At 37.2% G+C, this 23,854-nt stretch carries 19 protein-coding genes; 13 read left to right on the top strand and 6 right to left on the bottom strand.

Annotated elements, in window-relative coordinates; genetic code table 11:
- The first annotated feature begins 23 nt into the window (after window positions 1-23).
- The 5 genes from M0R21_06330 to M0R21_06310 all read left to right on the top strand — a co-directional run bounded on the left by M0R21_06330 (window position 24) and on the right by M0R21_06310 (window position 7,515).
- Window positions 24-701, top strand: a complete 678-nt coding sequence (locus tag M0R21_06330) for a M15 family metallopeptidase (protein ID MCK9617438.1) — start codon at window positions 24-26, stop codon at window positions 699-701.
- 234 nt (window positions 702-935) lie between these two features.
- Window positions 936-2,831 carry a methylmalonyl-CoA mutase family protein gene (locus M0R21_06325; protein MCK9617437.1) on the top strand — a complete coding sequence of 632 codons (1,896 nt, stop codon included), beginning with the start codon at window positions 936-938 and terminating at the stop codon, window positions 2,829-2,831.
- Between the two features lie 42 nt (window positions 2,832-2,873).
- Window positions 2,874-3,386: an ORF6N domain-containing protein gene (locus M0R21_06320; GenBank protein MCK9617436.1), complete on the top strand. Its 513-nt coding sequence runs from the start codon at window positions 2,874-2,876 to the stop codon at window positions 3,384-3,386.
- A 43-nt stretch (window positions 3,387-3,429) separates the two neighbouring features.
- Entirely contained in the window at window positions 3,430-5,580 is a 2,151-nt protein-coding gene (gene scpA, locus M0R21_06315; GenBank protein ID MCK9617435.1) for a methylmalonyl-CoA mutase, read from the top strand.
- Between the two features lie 162 nt (window positions 5,581-5,742).
- Window positions 5,743-7,515, top strand: a complete 1,773-nt coding sequence (locus M0R21_06310; GenBank protein ID MCK9617434.1) for an ATP-binding protein — start codon at window positions 5,743-5,745, stop codon at window positions 7,513-7,515.
- Here M0R21_06310 and rarD read toward each other — a convergent pair.
- Complete coding sequence (gene rarD, locus M0R21_06305) at window positions 7,496-8,422, bottom strand: EamA family transporter RarD (protein ID MCK9617433.1); 927 nt, start codon at window positions 8,420-8,422, stop codon at window positions 7,496-7,498. The two genes, M0R21_06310 and rarD, sit on opposite strands and share 20 nt — an antisense overlap.
- A 365-nt stretch (window positions 8,423-8,787) precedes the next feature.
- Between rarD and M0R21_06300 the strand changes: the two genes are divergently transcribed.
- Window positions 8,788-10,584 carry a long-chain fatty acid--CoA ligase gene (locus M0R21_06300; protein MCK9617432.1) on the top strand — a complete coding sequence of 599 codons (1,797 nt, stop codon included), beginning with the start codon at window positions 8,788-8,790 and terminating at the stop codon, window positions 10,582-10,584.
- Here the strand turns inward: M0R21_06300 and M0R21_06295 are convergent.
- The 3 genes from M0R21_06295 to M0R21_06285 all read right to left on the bottom strand — a co-directional run bounded on the left by M0R21_06295 (window position 10,553) and on the right by M0R21_06285 (window position 13,522).
- Window positions 10,553-11,395 (bottom strand): lysophospholipid acyltransferase family protein, encoded by an 843-nt coding sequence (locus M0R21_06295; GenBank protein ID MCK9617431.1) that lies wholly within the window; start codon window positions 11,393-11,395, stop codon window positions 10,553-10,555. The genes M0R21_06300 and M0R21_06295 overlap by 32 nt on opposite strands.
- A gap of 81 nt (window positions 11,396-11,476) precedes the next feature.
- Window positions 11,477-12,715, bottom strand: coding sequence for a 3-deoxy-D-manno-octulosonic acid transferase (locus tag M0R21_06290; protein MCK9617430.1), 1,239 nt, complete (start codon window positions 12,713-12,715; stop codon window positions 11,477-11,479).
- A gap of 42 nt (window positions 12,716-12,757) precedes the next feature.
- Window positions 12,758-13,522, bottom strand: a complete 765-nt coding sequence (locus M0R21_06285) for a hypothetical protein (protein MCK9617429.1) — start codon at window positions 13,520-13,522, stop codon at window positions 12,758-12,760.
- Between the two features lie 128 nt (window positions 13,523-13,650).
- Here M0R21_06285 and M0R21_06280 point away from each other — a divergent pair, with 128 nt between their 5' ends.
- Genes M0R21_06280 through M0R21_06260 form a run of 5 tightly spaced genes read left to right on the top strand, consistent with a single transcriptional unit; the run spans window position 13,651 to window position 18,282 of the window.
- Window positions 13,651-14,784 (top strand): DegT/DnrJ/EryC1/StrS family aminotransferase, encoded by a 1,134-nt coding sequence (locus M0R21_06280; GenBank protein ID MCK9617428.1) that lies wholly within the window; start codon window positions 13,651-13,653, stop codon window positions 14,782-14,784.
- Window positions 14,785-14,787: 3 nt separating this feature from the next.
- Window positions 14,788-15,369 carry an N-acetyltransferase gene (locus M0R21_06275; GenBank protein ID MCK9617427.1) on the top strand — a complete coding sequence of 194 codons (582 nt, stop codon included), beginning with the start codon at window positions 14,788-14,790 and terminating at the stop codon, window positions 15,367-15,369.
- Window positions 15,370-15,387: 18 nt separating this feature from the next.
- Window positions 15,388-16,404 (top strand): UDP-glucose 4-epimerase GalE, encoded by a 1,017-nt coding sequence (galE, locus tag M0R21_06270; protein MCK9617426.1) that lies wholly within the window; start codon window positions 15,388-15,390, stop codon window positions 16,402-16,404.
- 37 nt (window positions 16,405-16,441) lie between these two features.
- A complete protein-coding gene (gene rfbB, locus M0R21_06265) occupies window positions 16,442-17,494 on the top strand; it encodes a dTDP-glucose 4,6-dehydratase (protein ID MCK9617425.1) in 1,053 nt (350 codons plus the stop codon).
- Between the two features lie 41 nt (window positions 17,495-17,535).
- A complete protein-coding gene (locus M0R21_06260) occupies window positions 17,536-18,282 on the top strand; it encodes a hypothetical protein (protein MCK9617424.1) in 747 nt (248 codons plus the stop codon).
- Between the two features lie 9 nt (window positions 18,283-18,291).
- Here the strand turns inward: M0R21_06260 and M0R21_06255 are convergent, their stop codons facing one another.
- Window positions 18,292-20,571, bottom strand: a complete 2,280-nt coding sequence (locus M0R21_06255) for a glycoside hydrolase family 20 protein (GenBank protein ID MCK9617423.1) — start codon at window positions 20,569-20,571, stop codon at window positions 18,292-18,294.
- Between the two features lie 608 nt (window positions 20,572-21,179).
- Here M0R21_06255 and M0R21_06250 point away from each other — a divergent pair.
- Window positions 21,180-21,713 (top strand): gamma carbonic anhydrase family protein, encoded by a 534-nt coding sequence (locus M0R21_06250; protein MCK9617422.1) that lies wholly within the window; start codon window positions 21,180-21,182, stop codon window positions 21,711-21,713.
- 27 nt (window positions 21,714-21,740) lie between these two features.
- On the opposite strand, the gene M0R21_06245 is transcribed toward M0R21_06250, so the two are convergent.
- Window positions 21,741-22,952, bottom strand: coding sequence for a T9SS type A sorting domain-containing protein (locus M0R21_06245; GenBank protein MCK9617421.1), 1,212 nt, complete (start codon window positions 22,950-22,952; stop codon window positions 21,741-21,743).
- 164 nt (window positions 22,953-23,116) lie between these two features.
- On the opposite strand from M0R21_06245, the gene M0R21_06240 reads away from it, so the two are divergent.
- Window positions 23,117-23,812, top strand: a complete 696-nt coding sequence (locus M0R21_06240; protein MCK9617420.1) for a YjjG family noncanonical pyrimidine nucleotidase — start codon at window positions 23,117-23,119, stop codon at window positions 23,810-23,812.
- The last annotated feature ends 42 nt before the right edge of the window (window positions 23,813-23,854 follow it).

Below are 23,854 nucleotides of genomic sequence, written 5' to 3'. Positions count from 1 at the left end.
TATTTACTGAAATATAAGCTGCTATGAAAAGAATGTTTTTACCATTGTTTTTAGGTTTAATCTTGTCTTCTTTTCTCAAAGCCCAACCCGAAGGTTTTTTGGATGTGAAAAAGCTAATTCCTGATATAGTGTTGGATTTGCGTTACACAGGTAGCCACAATTTTGTTGGGAAACCAGTAGATGGCTATATTTCAAAACGTTGTTTCCTTACCAGCGAAGCAGCTACAGCCTTGCAAAAAATACAGGAGAAACTAAAAAATTTTGGTTTGGGATTGAAAGTGTACGATGCTTACCGTCCGCAACGTGCGGTAGATCATTTTGTGCGTTGGGCAAAAGTACTAAATGATACTATCATGAAAAGAGAATTTTATCCGGATGTCAAGAAAGAAGATTTGTTTGCCAAAGGCTATATTGCTGATAAATCTGGACATAGTCGTGGAAGTGCAGTGGACGTAACAATTATTTCACTAAAACCAGGTGAAGAGGGAAGAGAACTTGACATGGGTTGCTATTTCGATTATTTTGGAACCATTTCCTGGCCTATGGATACCACCATTAACATTAATCAACGAGCTAACCGCATGTTGCTTCGCGAAATAATGATGAAATACGGTTTTGAACCTTACCCTTGCGAATGGTGGCATTTCCGATTAATAAACGAGCCTTATCCGGATACTTATTTCGATTTTCCTGTACAATAAAAACAGTTTCCCAATAGTATAAACTATTTTTAACTACAACTTTTAACCCACTATGATTAAACGTTCTTGAAAATGTTTTTCCAGTAAAGGTTTTTCAATCGCTAATGACTTTCTTTATACTAAGTATAAATGTAATGCTTTTTACATTTTGGGCTCAACATTTTTTGCTTACCTTTGCGCATTATTTTAACTTATAGCTTTTAATTTCAGCTATTTTTAAACAAAAACCGATTTATGGATTCAAATAAACCAAACCCAAAATTGTTTTCCGAATTTCCACCGGTATCTACCAGTGAGTGGGAAGAAGTGATTAATGCTGATTTGAAAGGTGCCGATTACGATAAAAAACTCGTTTGGCATACATTGGAAGGATTCAATGTAAAACCGTATTATCGTGCAGAAGATATTGAAAATCTGCAATTTACTCAAACTATACCCGGAGAATTACCCTATGTTCGTGGAAATAAAACCAAATGTAATTGTTGGGAAATTCGCCAGGATATTGATTGCGAAGATCCGTCGGAAATTAATGCCATTGCAAAAGAATGTATTGCAAAAGGTGCTAAATCCATAGGTTTTCGTGTAAAAAATGTTACCAATAGAGATGCTATCAATACGCTTTTTAAAGATATTGATCTTACGAAAATAAAGATTAACTTTATCTCATCAAGATCATATCCAGCTCTGCTCGATCTTTTTGTAGAATATCTTAACGAAAATAAAATTAATGCTTCGAAAGTAAAAGGTTCATTGAATTTTGATTCGCTGAACTTTTTGGTTCGCTACGGGAAATTTTATTGCGAAAAGGAAGACAACTTCATCGAAGCTGCTTACATAGTAAATGCGGTTGAAAAGAAGTTGCCAGGTTTCCGTGTTATCAATGTTAGCGGAAATACTTTTGCCAATGCAGGCTCTACTATCGTTCAGGAACTGGCTTTCAGCCTTGCTTCCGGTGCTGACTATCTGGCAGAACTTACAGACAGAGGCATTTCGATAGACAAAATTGTTCCGAGAATGCAGTTTACGTTTGCTGTCGGTTCCAATTACTTTTTCGAAATTGCAAAAATGCGTGCTGCACGCTTGCTTTGGTCGAAAATTGTGGAACAGTTTAAACCGGAAAACAAGGATTCTCAAAAGATGTTTATTCATGCAACCACACTTAACTGGAATAAAACAGTTTACGATGCACATGTAAACCTGTTGCGTACAACCACCGAAGCTATGTCGGCAATTATTGGCGGAATAGATTCGCTTGCCGTTGCTCCTTTTGATGTGGCTTACAAAGCATCCGACGATTTCAGCCGTCGTATTGCCCGTAACCAACAGATTGTGTTGAAAGAAGAGTCGTACATGAACAAAATAGTGGATCCGGCTGCCGGTTCGTATTACATCGAAAGCATTACCGATCAGATTGCTTCTGCAGCCTGGGCTTTGTTTAAAGAAGTGGAAGAACTCGGCGGTTTCATGAAAGCTGTGCAGAAAAACTTCATCCAGGATTCCATTGAAACTGTGAGAAAGAAAAAAGAAGATGACATTGCCAACCGGAAAGTAACCATACTGGGAACCAACCAGTACCCCAATCCCAACGAAACAGCTTTAGATAAAATACAAGAGGAAGAAGCTACAACCGGAAAGGTTGATGGCAAGGGGAATTACAAAAAACTGGAATTTTCGCGTGCTGCCGAAGAACTTGAAGAAATCCGGCTTGCAACAGAAATATTTGTTAATGAAGGAAATCCCATGCCCAAAGTTTTCTTGTTTACCATTGGAAACCTTGCCATGCGCAAAGCGAGAGCTTCGTTTGCAACCAACTTTTTTAGAATTGCCGGTTATGAAATTATTGATAATCCGGGATTCAAAACAGTGGATGAAGGCGTAAAAGCTGCCATAGATTCTAAAGCTGAGGTTATTGTAATTTGTAGCAGCGATGATGAGTATCCCGAATTTGCTCCAGCTATTGCAAAAGCGATAAAAGAAAAAGCTTCGGAACGGACAGTCATCCTTGCCGGTTATCCAAAAGAAATAATTGATTTGCTAAAGGCTGCCGGAGTAGATGATTTTATTCATATTAAAACCAATACACTTAATTTTTTACAAAAAATTCAAAGGTATTTGGGAGTTATTGAATAAAAAATCTTGATGTCGCAGTTTGCGATATCAAAAAATTAATTCATGATGGAAAATCTGCCAGTCATATATGAAGAAAACATTGCTAACTGTATCTGCTTTATCAGAGGAGCGAAAGTAATGCTTGACTCTGATTTGGCAATGCTTTATGGAGTTTCTACCAAAAAAATTAATCAGGCTGTGAAACGAAATATTGACAGATTCCCATCAGAATTTATGTTTCAATTGACAGATAATGAGAAAAAAGAGGTGGTAACAGTTTGTGACCACCTCCAAAAAATAAAGTATTCACCTTATTTACCATTCGCTTTTACCGAACATGGTGTTATTATGGTAGCCAGTATATTGAACAACTCGCAGGCAGTTGCTGTAAGCATCCAGGTAGTTAGAACTTTTGTAAAACTGCGTTCCGTCCTTTTATCCCATAAAGAATTGGCAAAGAAAATAGAAGAGATGGAAGAAAAATACGATGAACAATTTCGTATTGTTTTCGCTGCAATTAAAGCATTGATGAAAGAAGAAGAAAAACCACGTAATCCTATCGGATATAAAATTTAAAAATAATATTTAACAAGAAACTTGAAACCATATACTTATAAAAATGCGTCCAAATTTTAAAGACATAGATTATAAAAGCAAGGAGCAAACCGGTTCGTTTGAAGAATGGGAAAAGCAAACCGGAATTGAGAAAAACTGGCTTACTCCGGAACAGATTCCCGTAAAACCGGTTTACGGAGCATCCGATCTTAAAGGCATGGAACATCTGAACTATGCCGCTGGTATTCCGCCTTTTCTGCGTGGACCGTACAGCACCATGTATGTAATGCGTCCCTGGACCATCCGTCAGTATGCCGGATTCAGCACCGCGGAAGAATCCAATGCTTTTTACCGCCGCAACCTTGCCGCCGGGCAGAAAGGACTTTCGGTAGCCTTCGACCTTGCTACGCACCGCGGTTACGACAGCGACCACGAAAGAGTGGTTGGTGATGTGGGAAAAGCCGGTGTAGCAATTGATTCCATTCTCGATATGAAAATTTTGTTCGACCAGATACCTTTGGAAAAAATGTCGGTTTCCATGACCATGAACGGTGCCGTTTTGCCCGTTCTCGCTTTTTATGTCGTGGCTGCCGAAGAGCAAGGTGTTTCGATGGATAAGCTCAGCGGAACTATTCAAAACGACATTCTGAAAGAATTTATGGTTCGAAACACTTACATTTATCCGCCTATTCCTTCTATGAAAATCATTGCCGATATTTTTGAGTTTACTTCTCAAAACATGAAGAAGTTCAACTCTATTAGTATCAGTGGATATCACATGCAGGAAGCCGGAGCTACCGCCGATATAGAACTGGCATACACCCTTGCAGACGGATTGGAATACCTTCGCACGGGTACTGCCACCGGATTGAATATTGATGATTTTGCTCCCCGCCTTTCGTTTTTCTGGGGAATTGGAATGAACCACTTTATGGAAATTGCCAAACTTCGCGCTGCTCGTATGCTCTGGGCAAAAATTGTAAAACAATTCAATCCCATGAATCCAAAGTCAATGGCTTTGCGAACCCATTGTCAAACTTCGGGTTGGAGCCTTACCGAACAGGACCCGTTCAACAATGTTACCCGTACCTGTGTGGAAGCTCTGGGTGCTGCACTTGGTCATACCCAAAGTCTTCATACCAATGCTTTGGACGAAGCCATCGCCTTGCCTACAGATTTTTCGGCACGTATTGCACGTAACACCCAGATTTATATTCAGGAAGAAACCAATGTTTGCCGTGTGGTTGATCCCTGGGCTGGTTCGTATTACGTAGAAACCCTTACTCAGGAAATAGCCAATAAAGCCTGGGCTTTGATTCAGGAAGTGGAAGAACTGGGTGGAATGGCAAAAGCCATCGAAACCGGTATTCCTAAAATGAGGATAGAAGAAGCTGCTGCCCGCAAACAGGCACGTATTGACTCGGGAAAAGATACCATTGTTGGAATTAACAAATACCGCCTCGAAAAAGAAGACCCCATCGAAACCCTTGAAGTAGATAACACTACTGTACGCGAGGCTCAAATAAAACGTCTGCAAAAACTTCGTGCCGAACGAAACAATGAAGATGTACAAAAAGCCCTGCAAGCTATCACCCACGCTGCCGAAACCGGCGAAGGCAACTTGCTGGCACTTTCTATCGAAGCCGCACGTAAACGCGCTTCCCTTGGTGAAATTTCTTATGCACTTGAAACTGTTTATGGGAGATATAAAGCTGTGATACGTTCAATTTCCGGAGTATATTCCTCCGAATCCAAAGACAATGAAAGCTTTAAAAAAGCTTGCGAAATGGCCGACAAATTTGCAGAAATTGAAGGTCGTCGTCCACGAATCATGATTGCCAAGATGGGTCAGGATGGCCACGATCGCGGTGCAAAAGTGGTAGCCACCGGTTATGCCGACATAGGTTTTGATGTAGATATGGGACCTCTGTTTCAGACTCCTGCAGAAGCCGCACGCCAGGCAGTGGAAAACGACGTGCATATCCTTGGAGTATCGAGCCTTGCAGCAGGTCATAAAACACTGGTTCCGCAGGTGATAGAAGAACTGAAAAAGAATGGCCGCGAAGACATCATGGTGATAGTAGGAGGCGTTATCCCATCGCAGGATTACGATTTCCTGTACAAAGCCGGTGCTGTAGCCATATTTGGTCCCGGTACAGTAATTTCGGATTGTGCTATTAAGATGCTCGAACTGCTGCTGGAAGCAAGGAAGTAACCGATTGTTAAAAATTTGGTTTCTTGCAAGATAATTTTTATAATCCTGGTTTGTAAAAATTTAAAGAAATATTATCACTATATTTTTTTATTTATAATTATAAAATAGTTGGTAAATTCATATTTTGAATATACGATATAATACAGAAACAATAATATTAAGATGCTCATAGTTAGTTTTTATACTATTTTTCTCGCTATTGCTTTCGGGCTGTCGCTTTTGGTAGCAACGCTTGTTTTTAATAAAAAATACATACCAGGCAGATTACTTTTCTTTTTTTTAATGCTTTTTGTTGCAGAATATGCATTGGCAGCTTCAATAGAATCGGCTGTTTCAACTATCGAAAAAAAGATACTCTGGTCGCAAATAGAATATATAGGCAATATGGGTATAGGAGTATTTTTTATGTATTTTATTTTATATTTTACAGGAGAAAAATCAATTACTAAAAATAAAAAATGGCTATTATTATGGATAATTCCTATACTTATGGTAGTATTTGCTTTTACAAATGATTACCACCATTTGGTATGGAGCAATTTTACATGGAGTTATGCAAAGGAAAATATATTAATATATCATCATGGTCCGTTATTTTGGATAGGAATTCCTTATAGTTTATTGCTTGTTTGTGTTGGAATATTTATTTTATTGCAATCTGTTTACCGGTTTCCGATGCATTATCGCAAGCAGGTTTGGTTTTTATTTATTGCCAGTGTTTTTCCTTTCGTTACCACCATTTTATACATTACAGGTTTAAATCCGGTGGAAGGACTTGATATTTCCCCAATTGGATTCACTTTTACAGGTATTATTTTCTTTTTAGGAATTTCAAAAAAACGACTTTTCGACCTGTCGCCCATTGCAAGGCATGTTTTATTTGAGAAAATGCAGGACAGTCTGATTGTGTTGGATACTTTTCAGCGAATTATTGATTTTAATCCTGCAGCTAAAAAGCAATTAGGAATTGATAATCAGGACTTGGGAAAGTATTACCCTGAAGTGTTTCCGGCACTTTGGACTGAAATAAAAGATAAAGATATAACCACCGAATACAGAATAGAATTATATCTTAAACAATTTAACCAAAACTGGTTCGAAATTACATTTTCTCCCCTGATGGATGAACGCCACAATCTTCATGGTAGTCTTATTGTATTCCACGATGTTACAAAAAGGAAGAATTATGAAAAGCTGTTAAACCAATTGAATTTAAAACTTTCTGAGTCGGAAATAAATTTAAAAAAAATCAATTCACAAAAAGACCAATTTTTTTCCATCATTGCTCATGATTTGAAAAGCCCGTTTACAACCATTATCGGACTGTCGGAAGTACTTACGGAAGGTTTTGACGATTATGATGAAAATGAAAAAATATATTACCTGAACAGCATCAAAGAAGCAGGTAATAATACTTTAAAATTATTGGAAAATCTGTTGCAATGGGCACAAAGCCAAACAGGGTTACTTTCTTTTTTACCCGAAAAAACTGATTTGTACTCCCTTGTTTACGAAATAATTGAAATTTCAAAGCTACAGGCTGTTCAGAAAAATATTATACTAACAACAACTATTTTACCGCAAACTTTTGTTACCGCAGATAAAAATATGCTTCAGACTATTTTGAGAAACTTAGTATCTAATGCTATTAAATTTTCTTACTCGGATGGGAATGTAAAAATACACTACGCGAAAACTCCAACGGAGCATCAGATATCGGTTACCGACCAGGGGACAGGAATAAAACCGGAAGATATTGCTAAATTGTTTATTGTTGGCGAAAAATTTAAAACTTTAGGTACAAAAGACGAAAGAGGAACAGGTTTGGGATTACTCCTCTGTAAGGAATTTGTTGAAAAGCATCATGGGAAAATATGGGTAAACAGCGAAGTGGGTATAGGAAGTACTTTTTTATTTACGATTCCTGTAAATTAGCCTCGATTTTCGTTGTTCTTTTTTTTATTCCTTTTATTAAACTATAGCTGTACAAAGCTAAACCCAGCCAAATCAATATAAAACTTGTAAAATATGCAGGTTTAAAAGGTTCTCTGAAAATAAAAACCCCAATCAATAATTGAATTGTTGGTGATAAGTATTGTATAAATCCAATGGTGGATAAAGGGATGCGGGGTACGGCAAATCCAAAAAAAAACAAGGGAACTGCCGTTACAGGACCAGCTAATATAAGTAGAATATCTGTTTGCCATGAATAGTGAAAAACTACACTTCCTTTCGTTTCCAATAACCATAAAAAACAGATGGCTATAGGTGTAAGCATGAGAGTTTCAATAAATAACCCCGGTAAAGCATCAAAGGCAGTTTTTTTTCTTATTAAACTATAAATGCCGAAAGTCAGGGCAAGGCAAAGCGAAACCCACGGAGGTTTACCATAATCGAAAGTGATGATACCTACTCCGACAAAGGCTAAAACAACCGCAACAGCTTGAATTTTACTTAACCTCTCTTTTAAAAATATCATTCCCAAAAGTATATTTACCATAGGATTGATATAATAACCCAAACTGGCATCCACAATGTGATTATTGTTGACAGCATAAATGTATACAAGCCAGTTTATACCGATAATGAAACCAGTAATAGTTAACAATACAATTGTTTTATAGGAAGTTAGATATTGAAATGTCTTTTTATTTCTGAGAATAACGAGTCCAAGCCCCAAAAATAACATTGACCAGATTATCCTGTGGGCAAGTATTTGCATGGGAGGTACTTGTTGAACTAATTTCCAATACAATGGAAACACACCCCACATCCCATAACACAGTAAAGCTGCTGTAAGCCCCTGCAGGTAATTTTTTCGGTTATTGTTTCCGTAAATCACTTTTTAAATTTGGCTGCGAATTTATTATAAATTCCTGCAAATTTCACTTGAACATCTGTATTTTATTTTTGTATTTGGAATTGTAATGTATTAAAATACACTATTATACATAATAGGCATGATTAAAATTGTAAAAATACATAACTCAATTTAACTAACATTACCGGTTTTGCTTTTTTCACTATACACTTGTAAAACAATTATATTTTGAATACGTATTGGTAATCAATAATATAGATAATGCTTTTTTTTATTACTTTTGCAATGTGCAAACAACAATTTTTGCTACTGCACAGGGGAAAATATTGTAATATTCATCTATAATTTTGGTGCTTATTATTACTATTTGTTAATCGTATTGCATTATGTACCAGGACTATATATCAATAATCAAAGAACAGGCACAACGGTATAAAAACCGGAATGCTCTTTATTTTAAGAACCTTTCCTCAAATACATGGGAAGGAATAAGTTGGACTAAACTTTTGCAGAATATCGAACAAGTTGCGCGGGCTCTTGTTGCCGATAACCTGCCCGAAAACAGTACTATTGGTATTTTTTCACAGAATATGCCGGAATGGACAATGTCCGATTTGGGTATCATGCTTTCACGGTGTATTTCAGTACCCATTTATGCCTCGGAATCTTCAGCTTATGCAAAGTATATCATTGATGAAGCCGAAATAAGCCATGTTTTTGTTGGCGAACAGATTCAATATGATAAAGTGCTATTGCTTATGGGGAAATGTCCTTCGTTGAAAAAAATAATTGTTTACGATCCTGCTGTTGATTTGCATGAAAGAGAAGAATCAGTTTATTTTTCAGATTTTATCAGAAACAAAAAAGATGAAAACATTACTGCCGAATTGAAACGCCGGCAAAAGAATATGCTGCCCGATGATATTGCTACAATTATATATACTTCGGGTACAACAGGAGAACCCAAAGGTGTGATACTCGACCAGCAAAATATCCTGAATACCGTACAAATTCATGATGAACGGTTGAATGTAAGCCATAAAGATGTTTCTATGTGCTTTCTCCCGCTTAGCCATGTATTTGAAAGATTTTGGACATACTTTGTTCTTGCAAAAGGGATGACCAATTATTTTCTGAAAAACCCTAAGGATATAATCCATACTATCCGGGAAGTAAAACCTACCATCATGTGTGCCGTTCCGCGTTTTTTTGAAAAAACCTACGAAGCTGCTATGGCATTGCTCGAAACGAGTAAGCCGATTGAAAAAAAAATCTTCTATTGGGCGCTAAATATTGGATATATCAGGTCGGAACAAAAACGGTTACATCAAAAGCAACCCCTATGGTTTCATCTGAAATATCTTTTTGCCAACTTTATTGTCTTGAAAAAAGGTCGTGATGTTTTTGGAGGCAGAATCCGTTTTATGCCTTGTGCCGGAGCTCCTTTATCCGACCATATTATTAAGTTCTTCCATTCTGCAGGAATATTTATTATGTATGGTTATGGGCTTACAGAAACTTCAGCAACAGTTTGTTGTTATCCGTATCAAGGTTTCGACCGTACTTCTACCGGTAGTCTTATGCCTGGTGTTCAGGTAAAAATTGGAGAAAACGATGAAATTTTGGTAAAGGGAAATGGCGTTACCAGGGGATATTATAAAAAACCAAAGGTTACAACCGAAAGTTTTAGCGACGGCTGGTTCCATACCGGGGATGCAGGAAGGCTTATTGATGGAATACACTTGGTTGTTTTTGATAGAATTAAAGATATTATCAAAACCTCTTCCGGCAAGTATATTGCTCCTCAGAAATTAGAATTACTGGTTAAAAATGATCCGTTTTTTGAACAAATAGCAGTGATTGGTAACGAAAAAAAGTACATTTCTGCTATAATTTTTCCATCATTTTCTTTACTTGAAAAATATGCGGAAGAACAAGGTATTCGTACCAGCTCAAGAAAAGAACTGGTAAACCATCCACTTATCAGGAAACTTTATGAAGAAAAACTTCATCATTTACAATTGGAACTTGCACATTTTGAACGAATTAAAAAATTTGTTCTTTCATCCGACGAATTGAGCGTGGAAACCGGAGAAATGACCCCGACATTGAAAATTAAAAGAAAAGTGTTAGCCGAAAAATATAAAGAAGTTATTGATTCGATGTACAAAGAGGAGAATTAATACGTTTCTTTTTCCAGCGACGATGCGACCATAACCAGTTTTCGGGACTTCTGCGAATTACTGACTCCAGAATCTGCATGTATTTTTCTGTAATCTGACCTTCTTTGTAATCATTCGGGTTATCAATCAGTTTTAGTATTTCAACTTCATAATATCCTCTTTTTACTCTGCGAATATCAAGAAAATACAAAGGTAAATTGTACAAACAGGCGTATTTTTCCGGTCCGTGCAAACAGGCTGTATCCTGATGCAGAAAATTTACCCAGTAGGCTTTCTGCACATTGGAAGGACTTTGGTCGGCAATCATAAGGTAAACGCACAAAGTATTTTTATAATCTTTAAAAGTCCGGGCAGTTGTGTAAATAGAAACCAACTTGGTTTTACATTTTGCCCTGATTCTTTGCATAAAATTATCTATATATCTATTTGACAGAGGCTTGTAAAATGCTATGTTTGTATGAATAGTTTGTAACCCTCCTGCAAAGGCGCCCCATTCCCAATTGGAACAATGACCTGCCAAAGCTATGACGCTTTCTCCTTTGTTGTAATTTGCCAGTAAAATTTCAGGATTGAGGATTTTGTATCGTTTTACAATTGTTCTTTTGCTGATACTGAATCCTTTAATTCTTTCAATATGGATATCACAAAGATTGTGATAAAAACCGCGGGCAATATAGAATATTTCTTTAGTATTTTTTTGAGGAAATGCATTCTCTAAATTTTTTATTACTACCTTTTTCCTGTACCGAAAAACGTAAAAAAGTAAAAGAAAAAGAAGATCAGAAAGGCGGTACAGCAACCAGAAAGGCATGAATGAAAACAAGCCTGTAAAAAAAAGAAAAATTAAATAGAGAATAAACTGCAATTTATTGTATTAGTAGTTATTATAAAGTTATTTTAAATACAATTCTGCCACAGAAAGTACTTTATCCGTAGCCCCCCTGTTATTTTCAACATACTGACGGCATGCATCTGCCGACTTTTGGTAAGCATCGTTGTTAAAAAGCAAGCTTTGGCAAACCATTTGCAATTCTGTTGCGGTTTTAATAGTAAAGGCGCCATTAAGTGCAATTAAATCAATAGCTTCCTGAAATTTATGGTATTGTGTTCCAAAAATAACCGGAATGCCAAAGGTTGCGGCTTCTAAAATATTATGAATTCCCTTTCCAAAGCCACCACCTATGTAAGCCATTGTTGCATATCGGTATAACCCTGATAATATCCCAATACTATCCACAACAAGAATATCTGTAGAATGGATATTTTCCTCGTTGGCTTCTGAAAATTTAAGTGCAGGTTTTGGTAACATTTCCAGTAATGCATTGATATGTTCGGGGTGCACTTCGTGAGGCGCGATGATAAACTTTAATCCTGGAATTTCCTGTTTCACCAGTTCGTTGATAAGTATTTCATCGGCAGGCCAACTGCTGCCTGCCAGAAATACCTGATTTCCGTCGGCAAATTGTTTCACAAGGGGAAAATCTTTTGCTTGTGAGGCAATGGAAAAAACTCTGTCGAAGCGGGTATCACCGCTAATAATAACACTTTCCAGATTGATCCGATGCAATAATTGCATAGAATCAGAATTCTGAACAAAGAAATAACTAAAACTTTGCAATCTCCTGCGAAACCAACCCCCATATATTTGAAAAAAATGCTGGGAAGGTCTGAAAATACCGGAAACAAGAAAAACAGGTATATTGTTGATTTTAAGGTAATTTAGATAATTGAACCAGAATTCGTATTTGATGAAAAAAACCAGTTCGGGGTGTACAAACCGGATAAATCGGCGGGCGTTCCTACGGGTATCCATCGGAAGATAAAAAATATGATCGGCTCCCTTGTAACTTTTCCGTATTTCATACCCCGAAGGTGAAAAAAACGTAACAAGTATCTTAAATTCAGGATGTTTTTCTCTAAATGCCTCCATTACGGGCCGTCCCTGTTCAAATTCGCCAAGAGATGCACAATGGAACCAAATAATTTTTTTATTAGTATCTATATTTTTTTCAAATTGCCTAAAAATTTGTTTTCTGCCTTGTACCCATTTTTTTGCTTTGGCATTAAAAAATGCAGAAATGTGAATAGCAAGTAAATAAGTATAAATGAAAAAATTATAAAGTAATGACATTAAATCTTTTAGAATAAGTTTAACTACAAATATTTACAAACGTTAGTTATAATAATATTTAGCCGGAGCCTGTTGATACAAAGGAATAATCCATCCAATTTTTACTCCTGTCAGAATATCAGTACGTTTTTTGTTGTCATATTCCATGGTTGTGAAGCTGTACCCCCTTACTGATTGCGTATAAGCCAGATTATATTCGATTCCGGCATAAAAGCTCACCAGTTTATTATTTCCAAGATAAACATATCCCAGGAAACCATTCACATAAAAGCCGTCGGTTAGCTGATCGTAGCCTTTCAAATAATCTTTTTTAAGCTGCGGAGTTGCATTATTGCGGTCTTCTATCCGGATTTTATGTTGTATATAACCACCACCCAATGTAATAGTTAGTCCAGAATTAGGATTATGACTAAAAAAAGGAATGATTTTCCCGAATGTTCCACCCACTTGAAATCCACGTTCAAACATTCTTATTTCAGTATAAGTTCCGTTGGCATCAATGATATAACCTTCTTTCGTTGCAATATTTGATAAAATGGAATATTCATTTTTTATTTTTTCTCCAAAAATGAAAGACGCCTCAGCCCCTAAAACCCAGTTTTTCTTAAATTTATATGTAATTCCTCCTCCCACTGACGAATTGTTTCCAAATCTGTCTCCCAAATCGCCTCCGGGAAACTGGTAACTATAATGTGCCTGAATCAAAGTAGCATTAATGGCTGAATCCTTTATACTTACCTGTGTAAAAGCATTGAATGTAAGGCAAATAAAAAAAAATAAAACAAAAAGGAAGTATCTAATTCTCATATTTTTAATAATTAGGGCAAAAGTAGTAAAAACACACATAAAACGCTTTTTACAGCGTTATATTTTTAAAAGGTTCAAAAAGCCTATATTTGCAAAGATTTTATACAATTTATAAATTTTTATTGAAAATGAGGAAAATACAAATGGTTGACCTAAAAGGTCAATATGAAAAGATTAAAGCAGAAGTAGATGGTGCAATTCATGAAGTGATAGATTCTACGGCTTTTATTAATGGTCCGGCAGTAAAAAACTTTCAGACGGATCTGGAAAAATATCTTGGTGTAAAACATGTTATTCCTTGTGCTAATGGAACAGATGCCCTGCAGATTGCTATGATGGCACTAAATTTAAAACCCGGAGACGAAGTGATTACCACTACTTTCACTTTTATTGCTACGGCAGAAGTGATCGCATTGTTAGGTCTGACTCCGGTTTTGGTTGATGTGGATCCCGATACTTTTAATATCAATCCCGAAGCCATAAAAAAAGCAATAACTGCGAAAACCAAAGCCATTGTCCCAGTACATCTTTTTGGACAATGTGCTGATATGGATGCTATTCTTGAGATTGCAAAAAAGTATAAGCTATTTGTAATAGAAGATACTGCCCAAGCAATTGGTGCAGAATACATTTTTAAAGATGGAACCCGTAAAAAGGCAGGAACTATTGGAGAAATGGGATGTACTAGCTTTTTCCCTTCCAAAAACCTTGGCTGCTATGGAGATGGTGGAGCCGTTTTTACCAATGATGATGAATTGGCAAAACAACTTCGCATAGTAGCTAATCATGGTATGGTGGTTAGATATTATCATGATTACATTGGAGTTAATTCAAGATTAGATAGTATTCAGGCTGCCATACTCAAGGTTAAATTACAATATCTGGATAATTATGCGAAAGCAAGAAATGCTGTTGCTGATTTTTACGACAAAGCATTTGCCGGAAATCCCAAATTGATAACCCCCAAACAGGCAAAAAATTCAACCCATGTATTTCACCAATACACATTGGTAACCACCGGATTTGAAAGGAATAAGCTTCAGGAATTCCTTCAGCAGAAAGAAATACCGGCAATGATTTATTATCCTGTACCCCTGCATCTTCAAAAAGCCTATCTGGATCCACGCTACAAAGATGGTGATTTTCCGGTTTCAGAAATGTTGGGCAAGTCGGTAATTTCCTTACCCATGCACACCGAACTGGATGAAGAACAATTAAACCTCATTACTTCTTCGGTACTCGAATTTGTAAATAATCAGTAAGCTATGGATAAAGAGTTTTTTACGCACGAAACAGCTATCGTGGACAAAGATTGTAAGATAGGTAAGGGGACTAAAATTTGGCATTTTTCGCATATTATGAGCAATTGTATCATCGGCGAAAACTGTAACATCGGGCAAAATGTAGTGGTTTCGCCGGGTGTTGTGCTTGGGAAAAATGTGAAAGTACAAAACAATGTATCTATCTATACCGGAGTGATCTGTGAAGACGATGTTTTTTTGGGTCCTTCTATGGTTTTTACCAACGTGATTAATCCGAGAAGCTCAGTAAACCGTAGAGGACAATATTTGCAAACTATTGTTAAACAGGGTGCTTCCATTGGAGCCAATGCTACCATCGTGTGCGGACACAACATTGGAGAGTTTGCCTTTATAGGTGCTGGTGCAGTAGTTACCAAGGAAATACCAGCCTATGCACTGGTGGTTGGAAATCCTGCAAAACAGATCGGGTGGATGAGTGAATACGGTTATCGCCTGAATTTTGATAAAAATGGTATAGCAATGTGTCCCGAAAGCAAAGAAAAATATCAGTTGGAAAACGGGAAAGTCCATAAATTAGTAAACTGAAATTTATTAAATAAAAAAATGAAAATATTAGTAACCGGAGGTACCGGATTTATAGGTTCGCATACCGTGGTAGAACTGCAAAACAAGGGCTACGAGGTTATAATTGTTGACAATCTCAGTAATTCCGAAATAGGAGTACTCGATAATATTGAAGAAATTACCGGCATCCGTCCGGCATTTGAAAAGTTTGACTTGGCAGATAGCGGACTAACACGCGACTTCTTTGCAAAAAATAAAGATATTGCTGCCATCATTCATTTTGCTGCTTTTAAGGCTGTTGGCGAATCGGTAGCTGAACCCTTAAAATATTACCGGAACAACCTGTTCTCACTGATAAATATTCTTGATGGGATGAAAAAAAATGGAATTAATAATTTTGTTTTTTCTTCATCTTGTACAGTTTATGGGCAGCCGGATGAACTTCCCGTAAAGGAAACTTCTCCAATCAAAGAAGCTTTTTGCCCTTACGGAAACACCAAGCAAATTTCGGAAGCGATAATCCGCGATACAATTGCCGTAACCAACCTTAAAGCAATAGCTCTCCGTTATTTTAACCCTATTGGTGCGCATCCTTCGGCACTCATCGGCGAATTGCCCATCGGTGTGCCCAACAACCTGATGCCTTACATTACCCAGACAGCCATCGGAAAACGGGATTTTTTGCGTGTGTTTGGCAACGATTACAATACTCCCGACGGAACACCCATCCGTGATTACATTCATGTGGTGGACATTGCCAAAGCACATGTGGTTGCAGTGGATAGAATGCTTAACGGTAAAACCAAAAAAGCTCTTGAAATTTTCAATCTCGGAACCGGTAACGGATTTTCTGTACTGGAAGTAATTAATTCGTTTGAAAAGACTTCAGGAAAGAAATTAAATTATAAAATCGTGGAACGCCGCCAGGGAGATGTAGAAAAAGTTTGGGCAGACACCACTTTTGCCAACCAGGAATTGGGCTGGAAAGCAGAGCTTAGCCTCGACGATATGACCTTCTCAGCATGGAAATGGGAACAGGCTCTTTTGAAACGGTAAAAATCAAGTAAATAGTAACATATAAATCTATTAAGTAATGAAAACTCTGCTAATCACCGGAGGTGCCGGGTTCATCGGCTCACACGTAGTCAGGTTATTTGTAAATAAATATCCCGACTATAAAATTATCAACCTGGACAAGCTAACGTATGCAGGTAATCTTGAAAATCTGAAAGATGTGGAAAACAAACCCAATTATGAGTTTGTAAAAGCCGACATCGTGGACGAAAAACACATTTTTGAGCTTTTTGAAAAATATCGGTTCGACGGGGTAATTCATCTTGCTGCTGAATCGCACGTGGATCGTTCCATTTCTAATCCTAATGAATTTATTTTTACAAATATAGTGGGAACCGTCAACCTGCTGAATGCAGCCCGGCATATCTGGAAAGATAATATGGAAGGCAAACGTTTTTACCATATTTCAACCGACGAAGTGTATGGCTCTCTGGGCAAAACAGGATCGTTCAAGGAAACAACTGCTTACGACCCAAGGAGTCCGTATTCTGCATCCAAAGCAAGTTCAGATCATTTGGTTAGAGCCTATCACCACACTTTCGGCTTGCCGATAGTGGTATCCAACTGTTCCAACAACTATGGCCCTTTCCAGTTTCCGGAAAAATTGTTACCACTCTGTATCAATAACATCCGGCATAGCAAACCTTTACCGGTGTATGGAAAGGGAGAAAACGTACGCGACTGGCTATATGTGGAAGACCATGCCAAAGCCATTGACCTGATTTTTCATAGGGGGAAAAATGGTGAAACTTATAATATTGGTGGTAATAACGAATGGAAAAACATTGATTTGGTAAAAAAACTTTGCGAAATCATGGACAAGAAACTATGTCGTCCGGAAGGAACTTCTGCTCAGTTGATCACTTTCGTAAAAGACCGTGCCGGACACGATCTCCGCTATGCCATTGACGCTACTAAATTACACACGGAATTGGGTTGGACTCCAACCATCCGCTTTGCCGAAGGTTTTGAAGAAACGGTGGACTGGTATTTGGCTAACGAAGACTGGATCAACCATCTTACTTCGGGTGATTATCAAAAATATTATGAGCAGCAATATGTTAAAAGATAATTTATTACAGTACAAGTTGAGCGAGGACACACCATAAGATAATGAATTTACTGAACAATCTGTTTAAGGAGAAAAAGTTAACGCAGCCGCTTGACATGGGGTTGCTGGGAGTTGATATGCACTCACACCTCATTCCGGGAATAGACGACGGGGTGAAAACCTTGGAAGAGTCCGTTGACCTGATACGAAGGATGAGCCAACTGGGCTTCCGCAAACTGATTACCACCCCACATATTCAAGGAGAGTTTTTTACTAATACCCCTGAAATTATTCTTAATGGGCTGGAAAAAGTAAAAAAAGGTGTAAAAGACGCTGGAATTCCTATAATTATTGAAGCTGCTGCCGAATATCTTATGGATGATCGTTTTGAGGAAAAATACAAAAATGGCAAGTTGATGACTTTTGGAAATAATTATGTTCTTGTGGAGCTTTCCTATTATAATTCCCATCCCAACCTGAAACAATTTATTTTCGATTTGCAAATTGACGGCTATAAGGTGATTCTTGCTCATATTGAACGGTATTCCTATTGGTTTAACGAGTTGGATAAATTCCAGGAGTTAAAGGAGAGAGGCGTTTTTCTGCAAATAAATACTATTTCGCTGGGGGGATACTACAATGCTACTGTTAAAAAAATTGCAGAAAAACTTGTTGACAAAGGTCTGGTAGATTTCTTAGGCACGGATATGCATAATTTTAATTACATGCATGTTCTGGAAATCGCTCTGAGGGAAAAATATGTGGAAAAGTTGCTGAATTCAGGAAAATTATTGAATTCTACACTTTAGCGAAACGGTTTATTCTACCAAAATTTCGTCCACAAACAACCAAGCGTCGTAACCGGCACCAGGTTTCCCATCCGGAATTTTTCCGTTGTTTTCCACTACAATTTTCAGATATCTTGTTTGTAAACCATCGGTTTCCAAAATCATTTTACGCTGCATTTCCACTATTTCCTTTTCGGAAATTTTTTTTACAGAAGTAAAATTAACACCATCCGGTGAAATAAAAACTTCGATGCTTTTAGGCAGATAGATCCAACTACTTTCTGCATTTAAAACATCCACAATGACTTTGGAAATTTTTGTTGTTTTTTCCAGATCAAGAATTGCTTCGCAGTTTTTTCCATTAAAGCCTAACCATTCGCCACCATACCAGGGAATTCTACCCAAAATTCCATCGGTAAGGGTAGCTGCTCCGCCAACATTATAATTTTCGTGAGGAGGATAGGTTAAGGTTACGTTTTTTCCGGTAGCCGGATTTACATAAAACTGCTGGCTTAAAACCGGGCTGCATAACTTTCCTCCGGAAAAATTACCTGCCTGCAACAAACAAGTTTTGGAAATGGAAATTGGAGAAGAATACAGGATAGTTTTTCCTGTCAGCTCCGAACCATCCGTATTATACCTGATTTCAATTCCCGGCTCCCCTGCCAGAGTAACCGTCAGCGGAGCTTTTCCTTTAGAAACCTGGAACTTTAATGCAAACATCGCTTTTGAATAATTGATATTCAAATGATCATATAATTTCAGATGGGATAAAAGTCTTTTTTTGAACGATTCAAAATCCCTATTTTGAGGGTAAGTCCACAATGCTTCGGAAAGGGCGCACATACGTGGAAAAATCATGTATTCTACTTGTTTGCCATCGGGAATGTATTCTGTCCAAACATTTGCCTGGCCACCGAGTATGTATTTATTTTCTTCCGGATTTAAGCCTGCGGGAATCGGATCAAACTGATAAACTTTTTCCACAGGGATAAATCCGCCTATTGCCAAAGGCTCAAATTTAGGATTACCTTGATAATAATCAAAATAACAATGAGAGCCTGGCGCCATTACCACGTTGTGTTTCAGCTTTGCTGCTGCTAAACCGCCTTCAGTTCCGCGCCACGACATCACCGTTGCATTTGGCGCAAGCCCGCCTTCCAATATCTCGTCCCACCCGATTATGGAGCGGCTTTTGGAATTTACAAACTTTTCTATTCTTGCAATAAAATAACTTTGCAGTTTATTTTCGTCTTTTAACCCTTCGTCTTTTATTCTTTGCTGACATACCGGGCATTTTTTCCACCGTTCCTTAGGACATTCATCGCCGCCAATATGTATGTATTTTCCCGGAAATAAATCCATTACTTCGGAAAGCACATCCTGCAAAAAAGTGAATGTTTCTTCTTTGGTACAAAAAACATCTTCAAAAACGCCCCAGTTTCCAATAACTTCAAAATGCCCACCGCTACAGGAAAGTTCCGGGTAAGCACTCAATGCAGCAAGCGCATGCCCTGGCATTTCTATTTCCGGAACGATGGTAACAAAACGTTTTTGGGCATAGTCAACTACTTCGCGGATTTCTTCCTGTGTATAAAAACCGCCATAACGTGTAGAATCAAATTGTTGGGGCATTGTGCTGTAATGACCATTCAACGTGTAATTTCTCCATGCCCCGGTTTGCGTAAGTTTGGGATACTTTTTTATTTCAATCCGCCAACCCTGGTCATCCGTAAGATGCCAGTGGAAGGTATTCATTTTGTACATGGAAAGGTAGTCAATGTATTTTTTGATAAAACTTAGCGGGAAAAAGTGCCTGCTGACGTCGAGGTGCATTCCACGCCACGAAAATTCAGGATAATCAATGATTTCGCAACAAGGTACGGATAATTTTTTCTGGTTTTGCTGCACCAGTTGAGCTAAAGTTTGCAGCCCGTAGAAAACTCCCTGCGGCGATCCTTCAATGGTTATTTTCTTCTTTTCTACCGTCAGATGGTAACCTTCAGCCCGATAGTTGCTGTCTGGGTTGGTTTTCAATAAAATGGCGGAATGTTGTGATTCTTTATTATTTACATTTCCTTTGATACCATACCCCAAATTTACCTGATCCAGAAATAGTTTTGCCGATTTGGTATTTTGAGGTTGCCCGTTTTCTGTAAATATCTGTAAAGTGGCTTTGATTTTAAAACTTCCATTTTTTTGTATAAAAGTCTTTGGCTGAGGTATCAAAGCCAGGATGTTATTTTTTTGTCCAAAAGACAAAAAAACAGATAGAATCATCACAAATAGTGCACATACAATGTTTTTCATTTGCTAAATTTTCTGAGAAAACTATAATTGAAGACTGCTAATGTAGGATAAATTTTCTCCTTGGCAATGGTTCTTTTTTTTAAAAATTTTTCTCAATAACGTAAGCGCAATTGGACAAATAGAATGCCATATATCAGAAAAAAATTGAACACGGATTTTCACAATTTAAGCGGATAAACGCTAATAATTATAAATAAATTTAAGACTGATTTTATTCATGCAAACATGAATAATAAGAACGGATATATCTGAAAATCATTCTAACTTATCAGAATTAAAATCTGTTACATCAGCAAAAATCCGTATCCTATTCTTAAATTATTCAAATTCAATTATACAATAAATTTTAGTTTTTATTATTTATTACCGTTTTATCAAAAAATGGTCAGATACTAAGCCTGAAGAAGAAGCGAAGGCAAGTATAGTCTGTTCTATTAAAATATTTAGCTTAATTAATTGTTTTTACAGTAAAAACTTGATTAAATCTTAGTTATAAATTTAAAACTTGATACTTTTTTACAGAAATTGAAACTTTGGAAGTTTAATCAAACATTATATAAATATCGGTTGTTATTTTATAAAAGTAATGTTATCAAATAATAGCAAATATGGCATTAATTAAGGCTATAAAAGGGACTTTGCCTGTTTATGGAAACAATTGTTGGTTTGCCGACAATGCGACATTAATAGGTGATATTGTTATGGGTGAAGACTGTAGTGTGTGGTTTAATGCGGTGATAAGAGGCGATGTACATTCGATTCGCATCGGCAATAATGTAAATATTCAGGACGGAGCCATCATCCATTGTACGTACCAGAAAGCATCTGTAACTATTGGAAACAATGTTTCCATTGCACACCGAGCCATCATCCACGGGTGTACTATCCACGACAATGTACTTGTTGGAATGGGCGCAATAATTATGGACCATGCAGTTATACATAGTAATTCGGTAATAGCTGCCGGAGCAGTGGTGCTTGAGAATACTATTGTGGAAAGCGGAAGTGTGTATGCCGGCGTTCCGGCAAAAAAAGTAAAATCAATAAATGACAGTTTCCTCGAAGAACAGGTGCAACGTATTGCCAACAGCTACATGATGTATGCAGGTTGGTATTCTGAGGAAAATCATAAGAATGAATAATATATGTTTATAAATTATTACCAGGTATTATTCTTTTACCAATTTTTTAACCAGTATATTTCTGCCATCGGAAACCTTTAGAAGGTAAATACCCTTTTTAAGGCTGCTTACCGAAAAAATAAGCAGGTTTTCTCCTGGGTTTGCATTGGTTTTTTTTGTAAAAAATTCCTGACCGGTAATGGCAAGAATTTTTATTTCGAGTTGCCGGGTAGAAGGAGTTTGTATTTTAATAGACAATGATTCTTGTACGGGGTTTGAAAAATTAATCCCAAAGGAATTAATTTCTCGTGGATTATCAATACCTGTTCCTGGGGGATTGATTTTAATCTTCATAGTAACTGGGAGATGGTCCGACATGTTGTACAGCGCATCCAGTACATTAGAAGGAACATTGTTATTTACGGGATAATCAATTATAGCATCGTTGAAATGCAGCCCGTCGTTTCCGATGGCTTTGTATGTTTGTGGAAGACATTGCACTTGTTGGATGCCGTTCATTATGCTTTGCGAAACCAGGATAAAATCAAAACGGTCGTCCAGCCCGCCTGATGCAAAACAATCATTGGAATAGGTATGTGTAGATTGTGTGTGGTAAGGAGCATAAAATGAATTTCCATTCCATTCGCCCGCCTTATTAACAGGATCGTAAAAACGTATGTTGGTGTTTGAATGGTTAATAAGATTCTGGTAAGCCTGTTCCGAAACTCCGTACAAATTAAAATCACCCGATACAATTCGATTGGCATGTAAAGAATGGCTTCCAAGGTAATTCATGAGAGCAGTGGTTTCGAATGCTCGTTCCTGCATGTCAGAAGTGCTACTTCCTGCTTTAAGATGGGCGGCAATCACTACAAAAAAAATGGTATCGTGATTAACGGCAAGTTGTGGCGATTTGTAAAAAAGCTTATAAATTAAGATATCGCGGTAGGTTGTAGGTATGGTATATTGGTTTACAATACCTATTTTCAGATTATTGTAGTAAAGCGCACTTACAAGGTCAGAACCGTTTGTATTTACATAATCAGCTTTACTATAAATGGTTGTGCCATTGCAATTCAAAGTATTGTAAAGTAAACGCTGGGCAGTTGTATTGCTCCCTGCCATCTCATTTACGGTAAGAATGTCCGGTCTGATGTATGAAAAAATAGTTTGCAGATAAGTATCTTTATTATTTATGTTGTTGTTCGATGTGGTACAGTAACTTGTATAATTACCATAGTTAAGCAAATTGTACTGCATATACAAAAGGGTATCCTGCGCAACCAATAATAAAGGGCTAAATAATAGGAAAATAAATAATGATTTTTTCAATTTTCAGAAAAATTATAAAAGAAAAGCAAAAGTAGGTAAAAATCAATTATAAACATTTCTTCACTACTTTTGCCACCCATTTTGAACTGAGCATGAAACAGTACAAACATATTTTTTTCGACCTGGATAAAACTATTTGGGATTTTGAAACTAGCAGTGCACAGACATTCCGTGAGATATTTGTTTTTGAACAATTACCCCAACGAGGTATCGCAAGTTTTGAACCTTTTTATGAGGTGTATAAACATTACAACAATTTGTTGTGGGAGCAATATCGTAATGGGCAGATACAGAAGGAAACATTACATGTCCGGCGATTTTTGCTTGCGCTTAATGATTATGGAATCAATGACCTTGCTTTGGCGACAAGACTTGCCGATACCTATTTAGCCCGTTTACCCTTTAAAAATAATGTATTTCCGGGTACACATGAAACATTGGGATATCTTTCTCAAAAATATGTTTTACACATCATAACCAATGGTTTTGAAGAGGTGCAGTACAAAAAGATGGAGACATCGGATCTGAGAAAATATTTTACCTGTATCATTACTTCGGAAGATGCGGGAATAAAAAAACCTGATCCGGGTATTTTTTTCTACGCTTTTCGCCAGACAGGTGCCGTTGCCGAGCAAAGTTTAATGGTGGGCGACGATTTGGATGTAGATGTCCTTGGGGCAAAAAATGCCGGAATTGACCAGGTTTTTTTTAATTATAACCATGTAAATCATTCTAATAATACAACCTACGAAATTTTTACCCTGTCTGACCTGTTAAAGTTTTTATAAGTTTGAAGAAAAATTTTCTGTTGCAAGAACCTTTTCAGACTT

Source organism: Lentimicrobiaceae bacterium (assembly GCA_023227965.1).
Taxonomy (GTDB): Bacteria; Bacteroidota; Bacteroidia; order Bacteroidales; family JALOCA01; genus JALOCA01.
The sequence above is the reverse complement of the archived record's forward strand: the minus strand, read 5'-3'. Positions and strand labels throughout refer to the sequence as shown.

Bases quoted from the DNA above. Each gene is read 5' to 3' on its own strand.
- M0R21_06250 (MCK9617422.1), top strand. From the start codon at position 21,180: ATGGCATTAATTAAGGCTATAAAAGGGACTTTGCCTGTTTATGGAAAC.
- M0R21_06275 (MCK9617427.1), top strand. From the start codon at position 14,788: ATGGATAAAGAGTTTTTTACGCACGAAACAGCTATCGTGGACAAAGAT.
- M0R21_06260 (MCK9617424.1), top strand. From the start codon at position 17,536: ATGAATTTACTGAACAATCTGTTTAAGGAGAAAAAGTTAACGCAGCCG.
- M0R21_06290 (MCK9617430.1), bottom strand. From the start codon at position 12,715: ATGTCATTACTTTATAATTTTTTCATTTATACTTATTTACTTGCTATT.
- galE (MCK9617426.1), top strand. From the start codon at position 15,388: ATGAAAATATTAGTAACCGGAGGTACCGGATTTATAGGTTCGCATACC.
- M0R21_06285 (MCK9617429.1), bottom strand. From the start codon at position 13,522: ATGAGAATTAGATACTTCCTTTTTGTTTTATTTTTTTTTATTTGCCTT.
- M0R21_06255 (MCK9617423.1), bottom strand. From the start codon at position 20,571: ATGAAAAACATTGTATGTGCACTATTTGTGATGATTCTATCTGTTTTT.
- M0R21_06330 (MCK9617438.1), top strand. From the start codon at position 24: ATGAAAAGAATGTTTTTACCATTGTTTTTAGGTTTAATCTTGTCTTCT.
- M0R21_06280 (MCK9617428.1), top strand. From the start codon at position 13,651: ATGAGGAAAATACAAATGGTTGACCTAAAAGGTCAATATGAAAAGATT.
- M0R21_06245 (MCK9617421.1), bottom strand. From the start codon at position 22,952: ATGCAGTACAATTTGCTTAACTATGGTAATTATACAAGTTACTGTACC.
- scpA (MCK9617435.1), top strand. From the start codon at position 3,430: ATGCGTCCAAATTTTAAAGACATAGATTATAAAAGCAAGGAGCAAACC.
- M0R21_06300 (MCK9617432.1), top strand. From the start codon at position 8,788: ATGTACCAGGACTATATATCAATAATCAAAGAACAGGCACAACGGTAT.
- M0R21_06320 (MCK9617436.1), top strand. From the start codon at position 2,874: ATGATGGAAAATCTGCCAGTCATATATGAAGAAAACATTGCTAACTGT.
- M0R21_06240 (MCK9617420.1), top strand. From the start codon at position 23,117: ATGAAACAGTACAAACATATTTTTTTCGACCTGGATAAAACTATTTGG.
- M0R21_06295 (MCK9617431.1), bottom strand. From the start codon at position 11,395: ATGCCTTTCTGGTTGCTGTACCGCCTTTCTGATCTTCTTTTTCTTTTA.
- M0R21_06325 (MCK9617437.1), top strand. From the start codon at position 936: ATGGATTCAAATAAACCAAACCCAAAATTGTTTTCCGAATTTCCACCG.
- M0R21_06310 (MCK9617434.1), top strand. From the start codon at position 5,743: ATGCTCATAGTTAGTTTTTATACTATTTTTCTCGCTATTGCTTTCGGG.
- rfbB (MCK9617425.1), top strand. From the start codon at position 16,442: ATGAAAACTCTGCTAATCACCGGAGGTGCCGGGTTCATCGGCTCACAC.